The organism is Micromonospora sp. NPDC050200 (genome assembly GCF_040656135.1).
In the GTDB taxonomy this organism is placed as follows: domain Bacteria; phylum Actinomycetota; class Actinomycetes; order Mycobacteriales; family Micromonosporaceae; genus Micromonospora.
In genome coordinates this window covers 20,550-38,157 of record NZ_JBFALG010000012.1, presented here as the reverse complement: position 1 = coordinate 38,157, position 17,608 = coordinate 20,550, and the positions used below count along the sequence as shown (strand labels likewise).

General features: G+C 73.3%; 14 protein-coding genes and 1 pseudogene. 7 read left to right on the top strand and 8 right to left on the bottom strand.

Going from position 1 to position 17,608, the window contains the following annotated elements; translation table 11 throughout:
- Positions 1–399: 399 nt before the first annotated feature.
- Both AB0I41_RS10800 and AB0I41_RS10795 read left to right on the top strand, forming a co-directional pair.
- A pseudogene (locus AB0I41_RS10800) lies at positions 400–1,008 on the top strand (DUF3459 domain-containing protein); the annotation flags it as partial.
- 496 nt (positions 1,009–1,504) lie between these two features.
- A complete protein-coding gene (locus tag AB0I41_RS10795) occupies positions 1,505–2,218 on the top strand; it encodes a GNAT family N-acetyltransferase (RefSeq protein WP_357104708.1) in 714 nt (237 codons plus the stop codon).
- 330 nt (positions 2,219–2,548) lie between these two features.
- Here the strand turns inward: AB0I41_RS10795 and AB0I41_RS10790 are convergent, their stop codons facing one another.
- A complete protein-coding gene (locus AB0I41_RS10790; protein WP_357104705.1) occupies positions 2,549–4,027 on the bottom strand; it encodes a glutamate--cysteine ligase in 1,479 nt (492 codons plus the stop codon).
- Between the two features lie 163 nt (positions 4,028–4,190).
- On the opposite strand from AB0I41_RS10790, the gene AB0I41_RS10785 reads away from it, so the two are divergent.
- Complete coding sequence (locus tag AB0I41_RS10785; RefSeq protein WP_357104703.1) at positions 4,191–4,529, top strand: DUF3817 domain-containing protein; 339 nt, start codon at positions 4,191–4,193, stop codon at positions 4,527–4,529.
- A 56-nt stretch (positions 4,530–4,585) separates the two neighbouring features.
- Here the strand turns inward: AB0I41_RS10785 and AB0I41_RS10780 are convergent, their stop codons facing one another.
- Positions 4,586–5,131: a hypothetical protein gene (locus AB0I41_RS10780; RefSeq protein WP_357104700.1), complete on the bottom strand. Its 546-nt coding sequence runs from the start codon at positions 5,129–5,131 to the stop codon at positions 4,586–4,588.
- Positions 5,132–5,286: 155 nt separating this feature from the next.
- Here AB0I41_RS10780 and AB0I41_RS10775 point away from each other — a divergent pair, with 155 nt between their 5' ends.
- Both AB0I41_RS10775 and AB0I41_RS10770 read left to right on the top strand, forming a co-directional pair.
- Positions 5,287–6,405: a Vms1/Ankzf1 family peptidyl-tRNA hydrolase gene (locus AB0I41_RS10775; RefSeq protein ID WP_357104697.1), complete on the top strand. Its 1,119-nt coding sequence runs from the start codon at positions 5,287–5,289 to the stop codon at positions 6,403–6,405.
- Positions 6,398–8,161, top strand: a complete 1,764-nt coding sequence (locus tag AB0I41_RS10770; RefSeq protein WP_357104694.1) for a thiamine pyrophosphate-binding protein — start codon at positions 6,398–6,400, stop codon at positions 8,159–8,161. Before AB0I41_RS10775 ends, AB0I41_RS10770 begins: the two co-directional genes overlap by 8 nt.
- A 230-nt stretch (positions 8,162–8,391) precedes the next feature.
- Here the strand turns inward: AB0I41_RS10770 and AB0I41_RS10765 are convergent, their stop codons facing one another.
- Positions 8,392–8,556, bottom strand: coding sequence for a hypothetical protein (locus tag AB0I41_RS10765; RefSeq protein ID WP_357104692.1), 165 nt, complete (start codon positions 8,554–8,556; stop codon positions 8,392–8,394).
- A gap of 202 nt (positions 8,557–8,758) precedes the next feature.
- On the opposite strand from AB0I41_RS10765, the gene AB0I41_RS10760 reads away from it, so the two are divergent.
- Complete coding sequence (locus AB0I41_RS10760) at positions 8,759–10,162, top strand: hypothetical protein (RefSeq protein WP_357104924.1); 1,404 nt, start codon at positions 8,759–8,761, stop codon at positions 10,160–10,162.
- 280 nt (positions 10,163–10,442) lie between these two features.
- Entirely contained in the window at positions 10,443–11,582 is a 1,140-nt protein-coding gene (locus AB0I41_RS10755; protein ID WP_357104689.1) for a SigB/SigF/SigG family RNA polymerase sigma factor, read from the top strand.
- Between the two features lie 209 nt (positions 11,583–11,791).
- On the opposite strand, the gene ctaD is transcribed toward AB0I41_RS10755, so the two are convergent.
- The 5 genes from ctaD to AB0I41_RS10730 form a co-directional block, all read right to left on the bottom strand.
- Entirely contained in the window at positions 11,792–13,786 is a 1,995-nt protein-coding gene (gene ctaD / locus AB0I41_RS10750) for a cytochrome c oxidase subunit I (RefSeq protein WP_357104686.1), read from the bottom strand.
- Between the two features lie 88 nt (positions 13,787–13,874).
- On the bottom strand, positions 13,875–14,561 hold the full coding sequence (locus AB0I41_RS10745) for an ATP-binding protein (protein ID WP_357104683.1): 687 nt from the start codon (positions 14,559–14,561) through the stop codon (positions 13,875–13,877).
- A 134-nt stretch (positions 14,562–14,695) separates the two neighbouring features.
- Positions 14,696–15,160, bottom strand: coding sequence for a DUF4383 domain-containing protein (locus tag AB0I41_RS10740; RefSeq protein WP_357104680.1), 465 nt, complete (start codon positions 15,158–15,160; stop codon positions 14,696–14,698).
- Positions 15,161–15,249: 89 nt separating this feature from the next.
- Positions 15,250–16,407 (bottom strand): glycosyltransferase, encoded by a 1,158-nt coding sequence (locus AB0I41_RS10735; RefSeq protein ID WP_357104678.1) that lies wholly within the window; start codon positions 16,405–16,407, stop codon positions 15,250–15,252.
- A 186-nt stretch (positions 16,408–16,593) separates the two neighbouring features.
- Positions 16,594–17,607, bottom strand: a complete 1,014-nt coding sequence (locus tag AB0I41_RS10730; RefSeq protein ID WP_357104675.1) for a glucosyl-3-phosphoglycerate synthase — start codon at positions 17,605–17,607, stop codon at positions 16,594–16,596.
- Between the last annotated feature and the right edge of the window lies 1 nt (position 17,608).

Sequence of the window (17,608 nt, the reverse complement as noted above, 5' to 3'; positions counted from 1 at the left end):
CTACCAGGTCCAGGTGCGGCCCGGCTTCGTGCTCCCACCTACCGGCCGCAGCCGGCACGCGGACCGGACAGCGCGCACGCCGTCGCCTTCGACAGGGCGGCGCGGTCGCGGTGGCCACCCGCTTGCCGCTGGGCCTGGTCCGTTCGGATGGTTGGCGGGGGACCACTCTGTCGATTTCCGGCAACAGTGTTGCGGACGGGTTCACCGGTCGGGTCTACAGTGGGTCTGAGCTGCTCCTTCATGATCTGCTGAGCACCTATCCCGTCGCCCTGCTGGCTCCCACCGACTCCGTGGAGGCTGCCGCATGACCGAGTTCACGGTGTGGGCGCCCGAGGCCGCCCGGGTCCGGCTGCGCCTGCCCGGCGCCGCCGACCACGAGATGCGCTCCGGCCCGGGCGGCAGAACCACGACCAGATCGGCAACCGGGCCACCGGCGACCGGATGTCCGCCAGCCTCTCCCCGGCGCGGCTGCGGGTCGGCGCGGTGCTGCTGCTGACCGCGCCGTTCACCCCGATGCTGTTCATGGGGGAGGAGTGGGCGGCCAGCACGCCCTGGCAGTTCTTCACCAGCCATTCCGAGCCGGAGCTGGCGGTTGCCGTGGCGACCGGCCGGAAGCGGGAGTTCGCCGCGCACGGCTGGCCGCCGGGGGACGTGCCCGACCCGCAGGACCCGCAGACCTTCCTGCGCTCCCGGCTGGACTGGGCCGAGCTGGACAAGCCCGAGCACCGCGAGATGTACGAGTTTTACCGGCGGTTGATCGCGCTGCGCAAGAGCCGGCCCGACCTGTCCGACCCGCGACTGGACCGGGTCGAGGTACGCCACGGTGACCAGTTCCTGCTGATGCGCCGGGGGGAGTGCCTGGTGGTGGCGAACCTCGCCGGCAAGGCGCAGCGGATCAACCTGCCCGGGGTGGTGCGCAACGTGCTGCTGGCCACCGGGACCGGGGTGACGGTGATGCGCGACGGGATCGAGCTGCCGGCGGAGACGGCGGCGATCGTGGCGCTCTGACGTCCGCGTGACTTCGCAGCGTACGCGGACGGTTGGGACCACGCTGGCTGTGATTGTCGAGCTCCCTATGATTCTAAGCCGGACAAAAACGCCCACAGACGACGAAGGCATCCGAGGATCTTGGATGACCGATTAGAGCATCACAAGATCAGCACCAGAGCCCGTCAGTTAGTACGCCGACAAATGCGTCGTTAGATGCCGAAACCGGCGAACTGGCCACCGTAGCGACGGGACAACGACGAGAGCTGGGTCACCCGGGCATGGTGGCTGGGTCTCGTCGAGCCGTGCCGGATGCGGCTTTCGCGGGACTCGGTGGTGCACTGGCGGACCGGGCTCGCGCACTCCTGGCCGGTATTGCCGGACGATGTGATGAGCGGCGGGCTTCTGCCCTGTGGGAGGGGCGACCTGTCAGATTATCGAGTCGGCTCCTGGCCAGTAGCATCCCCCCTGTGACGATCTGGCTGAGGACGCTGAGGACGCTGAGGACGAAGGCGACATGATGACGGAGATCCGTACATTCGCCGAACAGGACCGCGCCGAATTGCGGGCGCTGTTCGGTCCCGCCGGCCAAGGTGCGGTCACGGCGTCACTGTGGGGCCACGAGGAGTCCGAGGCGGCCGTCTATTTGACTCCGTACATGGATCTTGAACCCGAGTCCCTGTTCCTCGCGTTCGTCGATGGCGACATGGTCGGCTATCTTGCCGGGTGCCTCGACAGCACCCGGTTTCCGAGCGACAGCGAGCGGATGAGCCGTGCCATCACCGGCCACCGGCTGTTTCTGCAGCGGCGGCCGATGGCGTTCTTCCTACGCGCGGCGCGTGACGGTATCGGAGTGATGATCCGTCGTCAGCCGCTCGCGGGTGACTTCGTGGACACACGCTGGCCGGCGCACCTGCACATCAACGTCGCCCCGCAGGCCCGCGGCACGGGTGTCGCCGCGGCGCTCATGGGCCGCTGGCTCGAACGGGTCGTCGAGTCCGGCGCACCAGGGTGCCACCTCCAGACTTTGGCCGAGAACACCCGAGCCGTGCGCTTCTTCGAACATATGGGCTTCGTCAAACACGGGCCGACCCCACTTGTTCCCGGCATCCGTCAGGACGGTCATCGCCTGCACCAGCAGACCATGGTCTGGGCTCCACCGGCGGGACAGGACCTCAGGCAGCGTCAGACGACCGGGCTGGAGCCCGCGCCGGCCGGGCCGACCTCGTAGACGAGCCGGGCGAACCGGCTGACCCTTTGCTTCGCAACGCAGTTGCCACTGGCTCCCTGGGACGTCCTCGGCCGCCCTTGGCCGGATAGATGCCTGGTTAAGGGCTGCTTCAGTCAATCGCGCCCTGGCCCGTGAGCCAGCAAAGGCCCTGGAAGCGGGTGATGATGGACTTCTCGACGCGTCAACTGCTGGTTGGCCTGGGCGTCTACGCCCCACCCCTTGTCCTTCACGTACATCGTGGGGACGTTGTGACACGCGATGTCAGCGCTGTCACCATGCATCGACTGTCGCTCGTTACCTATCGATTGTCACTGGTCTGGAGCTGAGTCGTCAGGGGATCGGCCACTCGTGCACCGGGCGGTTGCTGTGCATCAGGTCCACGTAGTGGCGGACCACCTCGCGCAGCGCCTCCGGCCGGTCCAGGTGGTCGGCGGACTCCAGCCGGTGCAGGGTCTCCACCTGCCAGGTCGCCCCGTTGCGCCCGGTCAGGCAGCGCTGCTCGACGATGCTCAGCAGCCGGTCGCGCTCGCCCGGGTCCAGCCCCCACCGGTCCAGCCCGTGGTACGCCAGCGGCAGCAGTCGCCGCAGCACCAGCTCGGTCACCGGCAGGTAGCCCAGGCCCGGCCAGTAGACCTGCGCGTCGATCCCGTGCCGGGCGCAGTTGGTGAAGTTCTCCTCCGCGGCGCTGAACGACATCTGCGACCACAGCGGCCGGTCGGACTCGGCCAGCGCCCGGACCAGTCCGAAGTAGAACGCGCCGTTGGCGACGGTGTCCAGCACCGTCGGCCCGGCCGGCAGGACCCGGTTCTCCACCCGCAGGTGCGGGCGGCCCTTGAGCACGTCGTAGACCGGCCGGTTCCACCGGTAGACGGTGCCGTTGTGCAGCCGCAGCTCGGCCAGCTTCGGCACCCCGCCGCCGGCGAGCGCCTCGGCGGGGTCCTCCGGGTCGCAGACCGGCAGCAGCGCCGGGAAGTAGCGGACGTTCTCCTCGAACAGGTCGAACACGCTGGTGATCCAGCGTTCGCCGAACCAGACGCGGGGGCGTACCCCCTGGGCCTTGATCTCCTCCGCGCGGGTGTCGGTGGCCTGCTGGAACAGCGGGATGCGGGTCTCCCGCCACAGCTCCCGACCGAAGAACAGCGGCGAGTTCGCGCCGAGCGCCACCTGGATGCCGGCGACCGCCTGGGCGGCGTTCCAGTAGTCGGCGAACTGCGCCGGGCTGACCTGAAGGTGGAACTGGGTGCTGGTGCAGGCCGCCTCCGGGGTGATGGTGTCGGCGGTGGTGGCCAACCGCTCCACCCCGTTGATCGAGATCCGCAGGTCCTCGCCGCGGGCGGCGAAGATCTGCTCGTTGAGCAGCTCGTAGCGCGGGCTGGTCGACAGCGTCGCGGCGGTCAGGTGCTCCGGGCGCAGGGTGGGCAGGATGCCGATCATCACCATGTGCGCGCCGACCGTGCGGGCCTTCTCCTCCGCCGCGTTCAGGCTGGCCCGCACGTGCTCCTCGAACTCGGCGGTGCCGGTGCCGACGAGCCGGCGGGGCGGGACGTTGATCTCCACATTGAACTGCCCCAGCTCGGTCTGGAAGCTGGGGTCGGCGACGGCGGCCAGCACGTCGGCGTTGCGCATCGCCGGCATGGACCGGTCGTCGACCAGGTTCAACTCGATCTCCAGCCCGGTCATCGGCCGCTCGACGTCGAACCGCGACTCGCGCAGCATCTCGGCGAAGACGTCCAGGCAGCGGCGTACCTTCTCGCGATAGCGGGCCCGGTCCTCTCGACTGAAGGTCCGCACGCCGACGTCTGCGCCCATGGTCACCACCCTGTCACCGTTGGTTCCCCCAACCTCGCACGTCCCGGCGCGGGTGGGGAAGACCCGAAGGACTCTTACCTACCCATTCGCGGCCTCCGTGATCCCCGTCGCCTCCGGTGCGAAACCGCCGGACGGGCGCCACCCGCGTGGCTAACATGGCGCGATGCGTGAGAAGACGACCCGGCTGTTCGTGGCGGCGGCGATCGCCGAGGCGTGCTCCTGGCTGGCCCTGCTGGTCGGCATGGCGGTCAAGTACGGCCCGCCCGGCAACGAGATCGGGGTGAAGATCTTCGGGCCGATCCACGGCGGGCTCTTCGTCGCCTACGGGCTGCTGGTGCTCGTCATGGCCCGTACCCACCGGTGGAGCCTGCCCGCCACCGCCGTCGCGCTGGTCAGCGCCGTGCCGCCGTTCGCCACCCTGTTCTTCGAGCGCTGGGCCCGCCGGCGGGGCATGCTGCGCACCGCGCCCGAGCCGGCCCGCCCGCTCACCCCGGTCGGCTGACCCGGCCTCAGTCCGCCAGGAACGCTGCCAGCACGGCGGCCAGCTGCTCCGGCGCCTCAGCCGGTGACCACCGAGCACGCCGCCACGCCGGCGAGCAGCAGCGCGCCGAGCAGTGCCTGTAGCAGCAGCGGCGGGCCCAGGTGCGACCAGACGGTCGCGGTGCGCGGGGTGAACAGCTGCCCGGAGGTGACGTTGACGATCCGCTCCACCCGGGGCGGCAGGTCCGCGTCGGGCTGCCGGCGCAGCGTCAACTGCACGTGGTCGGCCGGGTGCAGCGCGCTCTGCGGCAGGTGGCCGTGCAGCTCCACCTCGTAGAGCAGGCCGGTGGCGTCGCGTACCCGCAGCGGGGTGACCAGGAACTCGGGACCCTTCTTCAGGTCCTTCCAGCCGCGCCGGGCGCCGCCGCCCCCGCCACCGGTCGAGAGCAGGCTGCGCACCAGCAGCATCAGCAGGCCCACCACGCTCGCCGCGGTCAGCACCGCCACCAGCACCGGCTGGCCGACCCGCACCTCGCGGGAATACCCCTCCAGCAACCGGACGACCCGCCCGGTGAGGACCCGCTGCGTCGGATGTACAACGCGGGGCCGGAGATCGCTGTCCATGAGCACCCACCGAGAGTCCGGATACGTGCGCTGATGGTAGCGGCCGGTCCCGGTCGAACGACGTGAATGAACCCCGGTCACGCGGTCGGGCCGGTGAGGTGACATCCCCGGCGGCGCGGGTAAGCGTGCGGCCGAGCTGGAAAGGGGTCTCGAGCATGCAGCTGTCCTTCCTGCGCCCGCTCTACGCCCGACCCGGGCCGTGGTGCTCGGTCTACCTGGACGCCTCCAGGGACACCCAGGACGCGCGTCCGGCGCTCCACCTGCGCTGGCGGGCCCTGTCCGAACAGCTCGCCGCCGACGGCGCGGACGAGCCCACCATCGCGGCGCTGGACCGGGTGGTCCGGGGTCACGACCCGATGCCGGGCGACTACGGGCTGGCCGTCTTCGCCACCCGGGGCAGGGTGGTCCTCTCCGAGTACCTCTCCGCCCCGCCACGGCGCGACCTGGCCGCCTGGGCCCCGTTGCCGCACGTGATGCCGATGCTGGCCCAGCGGGGCGAGCAGGTTGCCTGGGTGCGGGTGCTGGCCGACCGTACCGGGGCCGACGCGGTGGCGGTCAGCGCCGGCGGGGTGCCCCGACGGGCCCGTGTCACCGGCCGGGAGAGCTACCAGCTGCATCAGGTCAACCCCGGCGGCTGGTCGCAGTCCCGCTACCAGCGCGCCGCCATGGAGGCGTGGCACCACAACGCTGGCGACGCCGCGGCGGCCACGGCGGAGCTGGCCGAGCGGGTCGGCGCCGACGTGGTCGTGGTCGCCGGCGACATCCGGGCCACCGGCATGATCGCCGCGCAGCTGCCGGAACGCTGGCAGGACGTGATGGTCCGCACCGACGCGGGCTCGCGTACCGGCGGCGCCGACCCGGCGGCGATGGACGACCTCACCGTGCAGACCATCGCCGAGGTCGCCCAACAGCACGTCACCGCGGCCATGGACCGCTTCGGCATGCAGGAGGACGTGGGTGCCGGGCTGGAGGCCGTTGTCTCCGCGTTGCAGCGCAACCAGGTCGACACGATGCTCATCGTCGACGACCCGTCGGCGACCGGGCAGCTCTGGATCGGGCCCGAGCCCACCGACATCGCCACCGACCCCGGGCGGCTCGCCGCCGTGCGCGATCCGCAGCGGGTCCGCGCCGACGCGGCCCTGGTCCGAGCCCTGGTCGGCACGGACGCCGAGCTGACCGTCCTCGGCCCGGACGAGGCGCCCGACCTGACCGACGGGGTCGGCGCCGTGCTGCGCTATGTCGACGCCGGCACACCCGGGCGGGGCAATGGCTGACCGCACCGTCGCGGACCTGGTGGTGGACCGGCTGCGGGCCTGGCGGGTGCCCCGCGCCTTCGGCTACCCGGGCGAGGCCATCGCCCCGGTGGTCGAGGCGCTGGACGCCGCCGGTGGTGACCCGGAGTTCGTCCCGGCCCGCCACGAGGAGACCGCCGCCTTCATGGCCACCGGGCACGCCAAGTTCACCGGCGAGATCGGCGTCTGCCTGGCCACCCAGGGCCCCGGCGCGGTGCACCTGCTCAACGGCCTGTACGACGCCAAGCTGGACAGCAAGCCGGTGGTGGCGATCGTCGGGGAGGACATCACCGGCCCGCTGGGCGGCGCGCACGAGGAGATCGGGCTGAGCCGGCTCTTCGGCGACGTGTGCAACCAGTTCGTCCGCTACGGCCGGTCCCCCGAGCAGGTGGTGGCCCTGCTGGACCAGGCGTTCCGGACCGCCGCGGCGACCCGCAGCCCCACCTGTGTGGTGCTGCCCCGGGAGTTGCAGGTGGCCGTCGTACCCGATCTGCAACCGCAGGTGGCCGGGGTGCTCACCGCGACGCCGGGGGAGCCGCTGGCCCGGGTGCTGCCGCACGAGGCGGACCTGGACGCCGCGGCGTCGCTGCTCACCATCGGGCAGCGGGTGGCGATCCTGGTCGGCCAGGGCGGCCGGGGCGCGGAGGACGAGATCGTGGCGCTGGCCGACCGGCTCGGCGCCGGGGTGGCCACCTCGCTGCTGGGCAAGCCGGTGCTGGACGAGGCGCTGCCCTTCCACACCGGGGTGCTCGGCGAGGCCGGCACCACGGCGGCCGCGCAGTTGATGGGCGGCGCCGACACGCTGCTGCTGGTCGGCACCAACGACCCGTGGACCGACTACTTCCCGATGCCGGGGCAGACCCGCACGGTGCAGATCGACATCGACGGGCGGCGGATCGGCACCCGCTACCCGGTGGACGTGCCGCTGGTCGGCGACGCCGGCGAGACGCTGCGCGCGCTGCTCAGCCGGGTGGCCGACCAGCCCAACCGGGAGTGGCGCGGCACCGTCGAGGCCTCGGTGGACCGCTGGCACGCCGACGCCCGGGCCCGGGCCGAGGCGCCCGCCGAACCGGTGAACCCGCAACTGGTGCTGCACGAACTCTCCAGCCGGCTGCCCCGCCGCGGCGCGGTAGCCGTCGACGTGGGCTCGGTGATCTACTGGTACGCCCGCCACGTGGAGCTGCCGCCCGGGGTGAACGCGCAGCTCTGCGGCACCCTCGGCTCGATGGGCTGCGCGCTGCCGTACGCGGTCGCCGCCAAGCTCGCCCACCCCGACCAGCCGGTGCTGGCACTGCTCGGGGACGGGGCGATGCAGCTCAACGGCCTCGCCGAGCTGATCACCGTGGCGCACCGCTGGCACGAGTGGGCCGATCCGCGGCTGGTGGTGCTGGTGCTCAATAACCGCGACCAGTCCGGCATGGGCGGCCGCCGGCAGGTCGGCGGCCGGGACGGCCCCCGCCGGCCCGACGTGCCGTACGCGGGCTGGGCCCGGCTGCTGGGGCTGCACGGCGTGCGGGTCGACCGGCCCGACCTGGTCGGGGCGGCCTGGGACGAGGCGCTCGCCGCGGACCGGCCCTGCGTACTGGAGGCGGTGGTGGACCCGGACGTGCCGCTGCGCCCGCCGGAACCGGCGTTGGCGGACCTGCGGGGGGTCTTCGCCGAGGGCGACGCCGCCCGCCGGATACGCGACCGGATGCTCGCCAGCCGGATGACCGTGGAGGCGGAAGACCTCGTCTAGCCGGAGCCGGGCCGGGCATCAGGAGACCCAGCCGTTCCCTGGAGGTCAGATGTCCGACGCCGCCGACGGCCGCTACGGCCCCGCAACCGCTGCGTCCCGGCCGTCCCGGGTGGCCGTGGCCGCCTGAGTCGTCCCGGGTGGCCGTGGCTGCCCGAGCCGTCCCGCTCAGCCTTCCCGCTCGATGCCCGCGCGGAAGTCGACCACCTTGCCCGTGCCGTCGCGGAACGGCATCAGCGCGGACCTGCCGCACCGGCACAGCGCCACCGTGCCCCGCCGCGCCTCGATGCCGCGCCCGTCCGGGTGACCAGGGCGAAGTCGCCCCGCACCAGCAGCGGTCCGTCCTCGTGCGGGGTGATGGTGGCCGCCGCGTCGGCGGTGGGGTGCTCGGCGCCCATGGGTCCGGATGTGCCCGTGCCAGTCGGGCCGAAACCCCGGGCGGCGGCCGGACACCGGTGGGCGGCGACGCACCGGAGCGCCCCGGACCGGCGTACCGCCACCCACCCGAGCATTGCCCCCAATGCCCCGTTTAGACCCCATCGGGACGGGAAGCCGGGCCGCGTGGTGAGCGAACGAGGCAAGGTGGGGCCGGTGCCCAAGGTGCAGGAGGGCCTCACGGCCGACGGGGCCGGCCTGGCCGGCGACCGGGTGGTCGCCGCGGGCAGCACCGCCCGGGTGCTGGTGGCGGCCACGGCCCGGGCGCTGCGCGGCGCCGACTGCGCCGACCTCGGCCCGCCGACCCCGCTGTCCCGGTTCACCGCGGCGCCCGAGGCGGTCCGCCGCGCCGCCGCCGCGCGGGCCGCCGGACGGGTCGCGCTCACGCCCGACCAGGCCGCCGAGGTCGACGCCGAGCGGGTGGCCCGGTGGATCGTCGACCAGTACCCCCGCCGCCGGTACCCGGGGGTGGTGCTGGGCTCCCCGCACGCCGCCGCGGTGCACCTGGCGGTCGCCCTCGGCGTACCGTGGCTGCCCACCGCCTTCGAGATGACCGCGCACTGGGTCCGGGGCGCGGTGGACCGGCCGCGCGCGGCGCTGGACCACGGCGCGGCTCTCGCCGCCCGGGTGCTGGCCGGCAACCCGGACCTGCACGTGCGGCAGGTGCACTGCCCGGCCAGCCGGGGCGCGCTGGCCGGGGCGACCGTGTCGCTGGTGGCCCGCTGGCAGGCCCTGCCCGGGGCGTACGCCCGCTTCCTGGCCGACCGCCTCGACCCCGCCGCCCGGCTGCTGGTGGTCCGCGACGCCCGCACCTGGCCGGTGCGCGACGAGGGGCAGGGGCACAGCTTCCAGCTCGGCTGCCCGGGCAGCGGCCTGGAGCCGGTGGACTTCCACCCCGAGTCGCACGCGTTGCGCCAGGTGCTCCGGTCGGCCGGCGGCGACGGCGCGCACTGGGAGCCGCCGGAGGTCTCCGCCGCCGGGGAGCCCGCCGAGCACGGGGTGGAGCCCGGCTTCGTCGACGCGGCGCGGCACTGGGGCCAGCGCCACGGCCACGGGCTGCACGAGGTGTTCTTCCCGCAGCCCACGGCGCTGAGCGCGGCCGTCGCCGACCTCTACCGGCGCTGGCTGCGGCGGGCCGGCAAGACCGGTGACCGGCTGGTGGTCGAGTGCGGTCGGCTGCTCGACCCGTGGCAGGTGGTGCGGGCGGGGCTGGTGCCCTACTGGTGCGAGAACGCCACCCGGCGCAGCGTCGACGGGGTGGAGTGGTGGCTGGCCGGCAGCGAGCCGTTCAGCTCGGTGGACGTGCTGCCGGAGTCGCCGGGGATGCGCTCGCCCGCCCTGGCCGGACTGCCCCAGTGGCTCGCCGTGGCCGCGTTCGGCCGCCGCCGCCGCGCGCTCGACCGCACCGCCGCCCGCGGCTACCCGGTCGCCTCGGTGCCCACCCGCCGGGCCACCGAGGTGCTCCGCAACCAGCCGTACGACCTGCCGGTGCCGCCCCCGCTCGGCGTGGGTGAGGCGGTCGCCGCCCTGCGGGCGGGCGGCGCCGCGCTGGGCCTGGCCGTGTCCTGAGCCCGCCGGGGCTCCCCGGCCCGGCGGTTTCCCGCCGACCCGCCGGACGGGCCTGCCGAAACATCCTCGCGAACCCGGGGTCGCGTGATTGAGTACCTACGGAGCGGGAACACCGCTCGCTGCGACGGCCAGACCACGCTGCGCAGTGCGCTGCCGTCACTCCCGCGCGTCCGGTGACACCGGCGCGTCACGTGACCCAACTTCCGGCCCGGTGCGTGGCCCGACCACGCGCACGACCGGCTCCGATTCCGGGCGGGGGACCTTCCTGAGGGAGGCGCGGATGTTCGGACAGACCACCACGACCACACCACCGCCGACAGAACGCGGCCTGGAGGACCTGGACGCGGCCGCGCTGGCCTACGCGGCGCGGATCGCGGGCCTGCCACCCGAGCGGCGGCAGGAGGCGCGGGACGACCTCGTCCGGTTCGCCCTGCCCTTCGCCGGCCGGCTCGCCCGCCGTTACCGGGGGCGGGGTGAGCCGCTGGAGGACCTGGAGCAGGTGGCCCGGCTCGGCCTGGTCAACGCCGTCGACCGGTACGACCCCGAGCGGGGTTCGTTCACCGCGTACGCGGCTATCACCATCGTCGGCGAGATCAAGCGGCACTTCCGGGACCGCACCTGGGGGGTGCACGTGCCCCGCCGGCTGCGCGACCTGATCCTGGAGGTCGGGCAGGCCACCGCGGCGCTGACCAGCGAGCTGTCCCGCGCGCCGAGCGTGGCGGAGCTGGCCGAGCGGCTGGAGACCCCGGAGGAGGAGATCCTCGCCGCGCTGGAGTCGGCGGCCGGCTACAGCCCGGCCTCGCTGAACGCGCCGGTCGGCGGGGAGAGCTCGGCGGAGTTCGGCGACCTGGTCGGCGAGTCGGACAACGCGCTCGAATCCGTCGACGACCGGGTGACGGTCAGCGGGTTGCTGCACCGGCTGCCCTGGCGGGAGCGGCGCATCCTGGCCATGCGGTTCTACGGCAACCAGACCCAGGCGGAGATCGCCGCCCGGTTCGGCATCTCCCAGATGCACGTCTCCCGGCTGCTGTCGCGCGCGCTGACCTGGCTGCGCCAGGCGATGCTCGCCGACGCGCCGCCGCCCTGGCAGAACGGTGCCGCCGAGACCGAGACCGGCCGGAACCGGATCGCGTTGAAACGCACCGGTGACCGGGTGGTGGTCGAGGTGGGCGGCGAGATCGACCGGGACGGCGCCGACCAGCTGCGCCGGGTGATGCTGGAGGCGGTCACCGGCCAGCCCCGCGAGGTGGTGGTCGACCTGGACGGCGCCGGCGGCGTCGACGCCGGCGGGATCGCCGCCCTGATGGCCGGCCGGGACGCGGCGGCACGCACCGGTGTCCCGCTGCGGCTGACCCGGGTCCAGCCGGCGGTACGCCGTTCGCTCACCGCCGCCGGCCTGCCCGCCACCGCCGACGCCTGAGTCCTGTCCGCCCGACCCCGGTACGCCCGCCGTACCGGGGTCGTCCGCGTCTCTGGTGGCTTCTCGTCGGGCAGCGGCACCGACGGCCGGAATGCCCAGCGGCGACCGACCCACCCGGCGGCGGGGCCAGGCCGGGACGCGGGAGGGCCCGCAGAGATGGGGGCCGGCACCGTATCGGTGCCGGCCCCCACCGGGGTGGACTCCCCGGGTCAGTGCTCCTCGATGTCGTCCTTGCCGTGCGGGTGCCGCCACCGCTCGGTCTCCTGCGGCAGCCGTTCCGGGCCGACCTCCGGCGCGTCGGTCTGCTCGAAGCTGGGCCGGCGCACCTCCTCCGGCGCCGGGACGTCCACCGGCCGGGCGCCGGACTGTGGAGCGGGATGGAACTCCACCGCCTCCCGGGCGCCGTGCGCGCCCTCGGCCGCCGGCGACTCCGGGACGTGCCGCTCGTGCCGCAGCTCCTCGCGGAACTCCTGGGGCGGGCGGGTGGTGCGCTGCGGCAGGTCGCGGCCCAGGTTGGCGACGAGCGAGCCGTACTTGGCGTCGAACGCCGGGCGCTCGGAGCGGATCCGGGGCATCCGGTCGAAGTTGCGCAGCGGGGGCGGGCAGGTGGTCGCCCATTCCAGCGAGTTGCCGAAGCCCCACGGGTCGTCCACGGTCACCAGCGCCCCGTACCGCCAGGACTTCCAGACGTTGTAGATGAAGAACAACGTGGACGCGCCGAGCACGAACGAGCCGATGCTGGAGACCGTGTTGAGCGCGGTGAAGCCGTCGCTCGCCAGGTAGTCCGCGTACCGCCGGGGCATACCCTCGTTGCCCAGCCAGTGCTGCACCAGGAACGTGGCGTGGAAGCCGACGAACATCGTCCAGAAGTGAATCTTGCCGAGCCGTTCGTCGAGCAGCCGTCCGGTCATCTTGGGGAACCAGAAGTAGACCCCACCGAAGGCGGCGAACACGATGGTGCCGAAGAGCACGTAGTGGAAGTGGGCGACCACGAAGTAGGTGTCGGTGACGTGGAAGTCGGCCGGCGGGCTGGCCAGCAGCACCCCGGTGAGGCCGCCGAGCAGGAAGGTGACCAGGAAGCCGACGGCGAACAGCATCGGCGTCTCGAAGGTGATCTGTCCCTTCCACATGGTGCCGATCCAGTTGAAGAACTTCACCCCGGTCGGTACGGCGATCAGGTAGCTGAGGATGCTGAAGAAGGGCAGCAGCACCTGACCGGTGCCGAACATGTGGTGTGCCCAGACGGTCATCGACAGCACGGTGATCGCGATGGTGGCGAACACCAGACCGGTGTAGCCGAAGATCGGCTTGCGGGCGAAGACCGGGATGATCTCGGTGACGATGCCGAAGAACGGCAACGCGACGATGTAGACCTCGGGGTGGCCGAAGAACCAGAACAGGTGCTGCCACAGCATGGGCCCGCCGGTGGCCGCGTCGAACACGTGCGCGTTGAGCAACCGGTCCGCGGCCAGCGCCAACAGCGCGGCGGCCAGCAGGGGGAAGACCAGGATCACCAGGACGCTGGTCAGCAGCAGGTTCCAGGTGAAGATCGGCATCCGGAACATGGTCATGCCCGGCGCCCGCAGGGTGAGCGTGGTGGTGATCATGTTGACCGCGCCGAGGATGGTGCCCAGGCCGGAGACGACCAGCCCCATCACCCACATGTTGGCGCCGACGCCCGGGGAATTCTCCACGTTGCTCAGCGGGTTGTACGCGGTCCAGCCGAAGTCGGCCGCCCCGGCCGGGGTGGCGAATCCGGCGACCACCATGGTCCCGCCGAACAGGTAGAGCCAGTACGCGAGGGCGTTGAGGCGGGGGAACGCGACGTCCGGCGCGCCGATCTGCAACGGCACGATGTAGTTGCCGAACGCGAACACCAGCGGCGTCGCGAAGAGCAGCAGCATGATCGTGCCATGCTGGGTGAACGCCTGGTTGTACTGCTCGGGGGAGAGGATCTGCAGGCCCGGCCGGGCCAGCTCGATCCGGAGCAGCAGGGCCAGCACGCCGCCGATGATGAAGAACCCGAACGCGGTGATCAGGTACAGCAGGCCGATCTGCTTGGCGTCGGTCGTGCCGAGCAGCTTGATCAGTTTGCTTCCCGGCAGGGTCGGCCGGACCGGGCCGGGATAGCCGCCGAACCGCGCCGGCGCCAGGATCGCCGGCCCACGGTCTCGCGCCGGCTCCGTGGTCACCCGTCTGGGCATTGGCTCTCACCCCGTCGTCACGACAGAAAGGACAGGCGCGACTGCCCGCCCTTCTACCCATGTAACCAGGCGAGAGAGGGAATTTCGGTCAATTCGCCGGCACGACGGCCCAGACGACCTTTCCGTCGGCGAGTGGAAAGCTGCCCCAGCGCTGCGCCAACTCCCGGACCAGCAGCAGCCCGCGCCCACCCTCGGCGCACAGCCCCGGGCTGGTCGCCCGGGCCGCGCTCCGGCTGCCGTCGCTCACCGCCACGTGCAGGTACGGCCGGCGCAGCGTCAGCGTCACCTGCATCGGCGTGTGGGCGTGCCGCACCACGTTGCCGACCAGTTCGCTGAGCACCAGCGAGGCCGGACCGACCAGCTCCGGCACGTTCCACCGGCCGCAGGCCTCGCCAACCAGCTCCCGGGCCCGCCGGCAGGCGCTCGCCACCGGCTCCAGCCCAGCACGCAGTCGTGGTGCGGCGGTCCGGCCGGCCAGCCGGGTCGCCTCGGCGCAGTCCCGGTGTACCGGCACCCCCCGGCAGGCGCTGGACCGCGCGAGCCAGGCGGCCGCGTCCGACGGGGGCGCGCAGAGCAGCACCGGCACGGCCGGCCAGTCGGCGGCCTGGCGGGCCGTGGCGGCGAAGACGGACAGCGCGAGCCGGTCGGCGACGGTGACGCCCTGCAGGTCGACCACCAGCGCGTCCGGCTGGGTGGTGAGGCAGCGGTCCAGCACCGTGTGCACCGAGCGCATCGTGCCCAGGTCGAGCTCCCCGTGGAGGCGTACGACGGTCACGGGTGACTCGTCGCGGACCTCGCAAATGATCCGGCTCGCCATCGGACCCCTCGGTTCCCGCTCGCGGCTCAGATCCAGCCAGGTACCCGGAGCCCCGGCGGGTGAAACCGGACCGACCGGATACCGGGCCCGGATCAACGGCGATCCCCGTCCCGCCCGGCGAGCAGGGCGAGCGCGAGCATCCCGAGCCCGAGCCCGAGGTGCAGCGCGTCGTCGGCGGCGTTGACCGGAATGACGTTCGCCGCGCTGCGCTCGTCGACGGCCAGCCCGTAGAGCCAGAGCACGAGGTAGACCGCGCCGCCACCGACCAGGTAGGCGCGCGCCAGCCGGACGGTCCGCGACAGCGCCAGGCCGGCCACCCCGAAACCCAGGTGCAGCAGGTTGTGCAGCACCGACACCTGAAACACGCCGAACAGTTCGGCGCCGGACTGGTGCCCGGCCAGCCGCAGGTCGCCGTAGTCGCTGGTGATCCCGGGCAGGAAACCGAGGGCCCCGATCAGCAGGAACACCGTCCCGACCGTGGCGCCGGCCCGGCGTACCGGCGCGCGGCCGTCCGCCGGGTTGCGCCGGGCCCGGGAGTGGGCCATCGGACCGGCCATCGCGGGCTCCCTCCGTCGCGTCGTGGCCTTCCCGCCCGCTCGCGCCGCAAACGGGCCCGGTCCGGGCCCAGCAGAGCAGGGGGTACGCCTCAGGCGACCTGCAACTGCCGGGCCCGGACGCCCTGCCGAACCCGCTCGTACAGGTCGACGTACTTCTGCGCCATCAGTGCCGGGGTGAACCGGGTCGCGGCCTCCCGCCGGCACTCGTCGCCGTCGAGCAGACTGGCCGCCAGCAGCAGGTCGCCGAGTTCGTCCTCGTCGGCGGTGAGCAGGCCGGTACGCCCGTGCTCGATCAGCTCGGGCAGGCAGCCGCGGGCCGTCGCCACCACCGGCGTGCCCAGCGCGAGGGACTCCACCACGGCGGTGCCGCCCGGTTCCTCCCAGCGCAGCGGGAACAGCGCGGCCTTCGCCCCGGCCAGCAGATCGTCGCGCACCCGCCCGGCCACCGTGCCGACCCAGCGGACCAGGTCACCGTCGACGTGCGGGGCCACCTCGTCGTAGAAGAACCGCACGTCCGGGTTCTGCCGGGCCTCGTCCCCGGCCGCGGCCAGGTCCTCCGGGCGGTGGTACGGCCCGACCGGGCCGGCGAGCACCAGCGGCACCCCGACCCGCTGGGCCAGCCGGGCGCCCACGTCCTGCCCCTTGCCCGGGTTGACCCGGCCCAGGATGATCGCGTAGTCGCCCTTGTCCGGGCGCGGCGCGCGGTCCGCACCGACGGCCAGCGGGGTGGACAGGTGCACGTGCCCCACCGAGTGCTCCCGCAGCGCCCGGGGAGCGCGGGCCAGCTGGGAGGCGGAGACGCCGTTGACCCGGACGCGGGCACCGGCGTCGAGGTTGCCGTAGAGCTCGGGGTGCTTGGCCAGGTCCCAGTGCAGGGTGTGCAGCACCGGCGGGGTGTCCGGCCCCATCGCGGCCAGCGTGGCCAGCCCGACCGCCTCCACGTGGTCGTGCACCAGGTCGATGTCGTCGCGGCGGTGCAGTTGGCGGACCACCCCGTTGAGGTGCGCCTGGGAGACCCCGCAGACCTGGTTGTAGGGCCGCTGCAGGGCGTGGAACTGCCCGTCGGGGAAGACGGAGAACTTCTCGTCCACCGGCAGGGTGCTGGTGTCGACCGAGGCCAGCACCACCCGTACGCCCAGGCGCCGCAGCTCCGGCACCAGGGTGGCGATGACGTTCTCGATCCCGCCGTAGCCGGGGGGCGGCACGGACAACCAGGGGCCGGCGTTCATCAGGACGGTGAGACCCATCGCGCTGTCGTCCTTCCCTCGGCGGGGGCCCCGTCGGCCGTCCGCTCTCCGCCACCGGCCGGGCCGTGCGGCCGGCCGTCCCGTACCGGCCGCGGCGAACGGAGCCGCACGCCGCCACCTTCCTGCGGTCGGCGTCGTCGCGAGGCCCCACGATGCGGAGCGCGATGATTCGCTCGCTGCGCTCGCTCATGCCGCCACCCGCCGGCGCGGCACCCGGTGCCGCAGCTGCGCCAGCGGCGGGCGCTCCTCCACCGAGACGTCGCTGACCACGATCTCCCGGTCCAGGTTGGGCAGCGCGTCGGCGCCGCCCCGGCGGAACTGGGTGAGCATCGTGGCCGGCGTGGTGCCGGGGCTGGCCCAGCCGCGGCGCTGCAACCGCGACCAGGCGGTGTGCATGATCTGCGCGGACATCCGGCCCAGCGCCGCGGTGTCCTGGTGGCGGTGCTTACGCTCGCCGAGGTCCACCTGGGCGAGGGCGTCCAGGCCGACCAGCTCCAGCAGGTCGATCAGCATCGCCGTCTCCACCCCGTAGCCGGAGACGAACGGCACCTGCTCCAGCACCTCCCGGCGGCCGGCGTACTCGCCGGCCAGGGGCTGCACGAAGCCGGCCAGCTCCGGCCAGAAGAGGTTGAGCAGCGGGCGGGCCATCAGCTCCGTCACCCGGCCGCCGCCGTCGGCCTCCACGCTGGTGGCGCCGACCAGGGGCCGGTGGTAGAAGCCCTTCACGAAGTCCACCGACGGGTCGGTCAGCAGCGGTCCGATCAGGCCGGTCACGAAGTGCGGACGGAACTCGCGCAGATCGGCGTCGACGAAGGCGACCACGTCCCCCTCGGCGGCGGCCAGCCCGGCCCAGAGCGCGTCGCCCTTGCCGGTCAGCTGCGGCAGCCCCCGGGTCATCGCGTCCTGGCTGACCACCTCCGCGCCGGCGGCGCGGGCCACCTGGGCGGTCCGGTCGGTCGACCGGGAGTCCACCACGATCAGCTCGTCGACCAGGGCGACCCGGTCCATCAGGTGTTCGCGGATCGTCGACACGATGGCGCCGACGGTGGCCTCCTCGTTGCGGGCCGGCAGCACCACACTGACCCGGCTGTCGCCCTTGGCGCGCACCAGCCGACGGGCCGGCCAGTCCTGGGCCGAGGTCGTCCGGTACGTGGCCCATGCCTCCACCACAGGTGAGACGATCGAATCTGTATCCCGCACT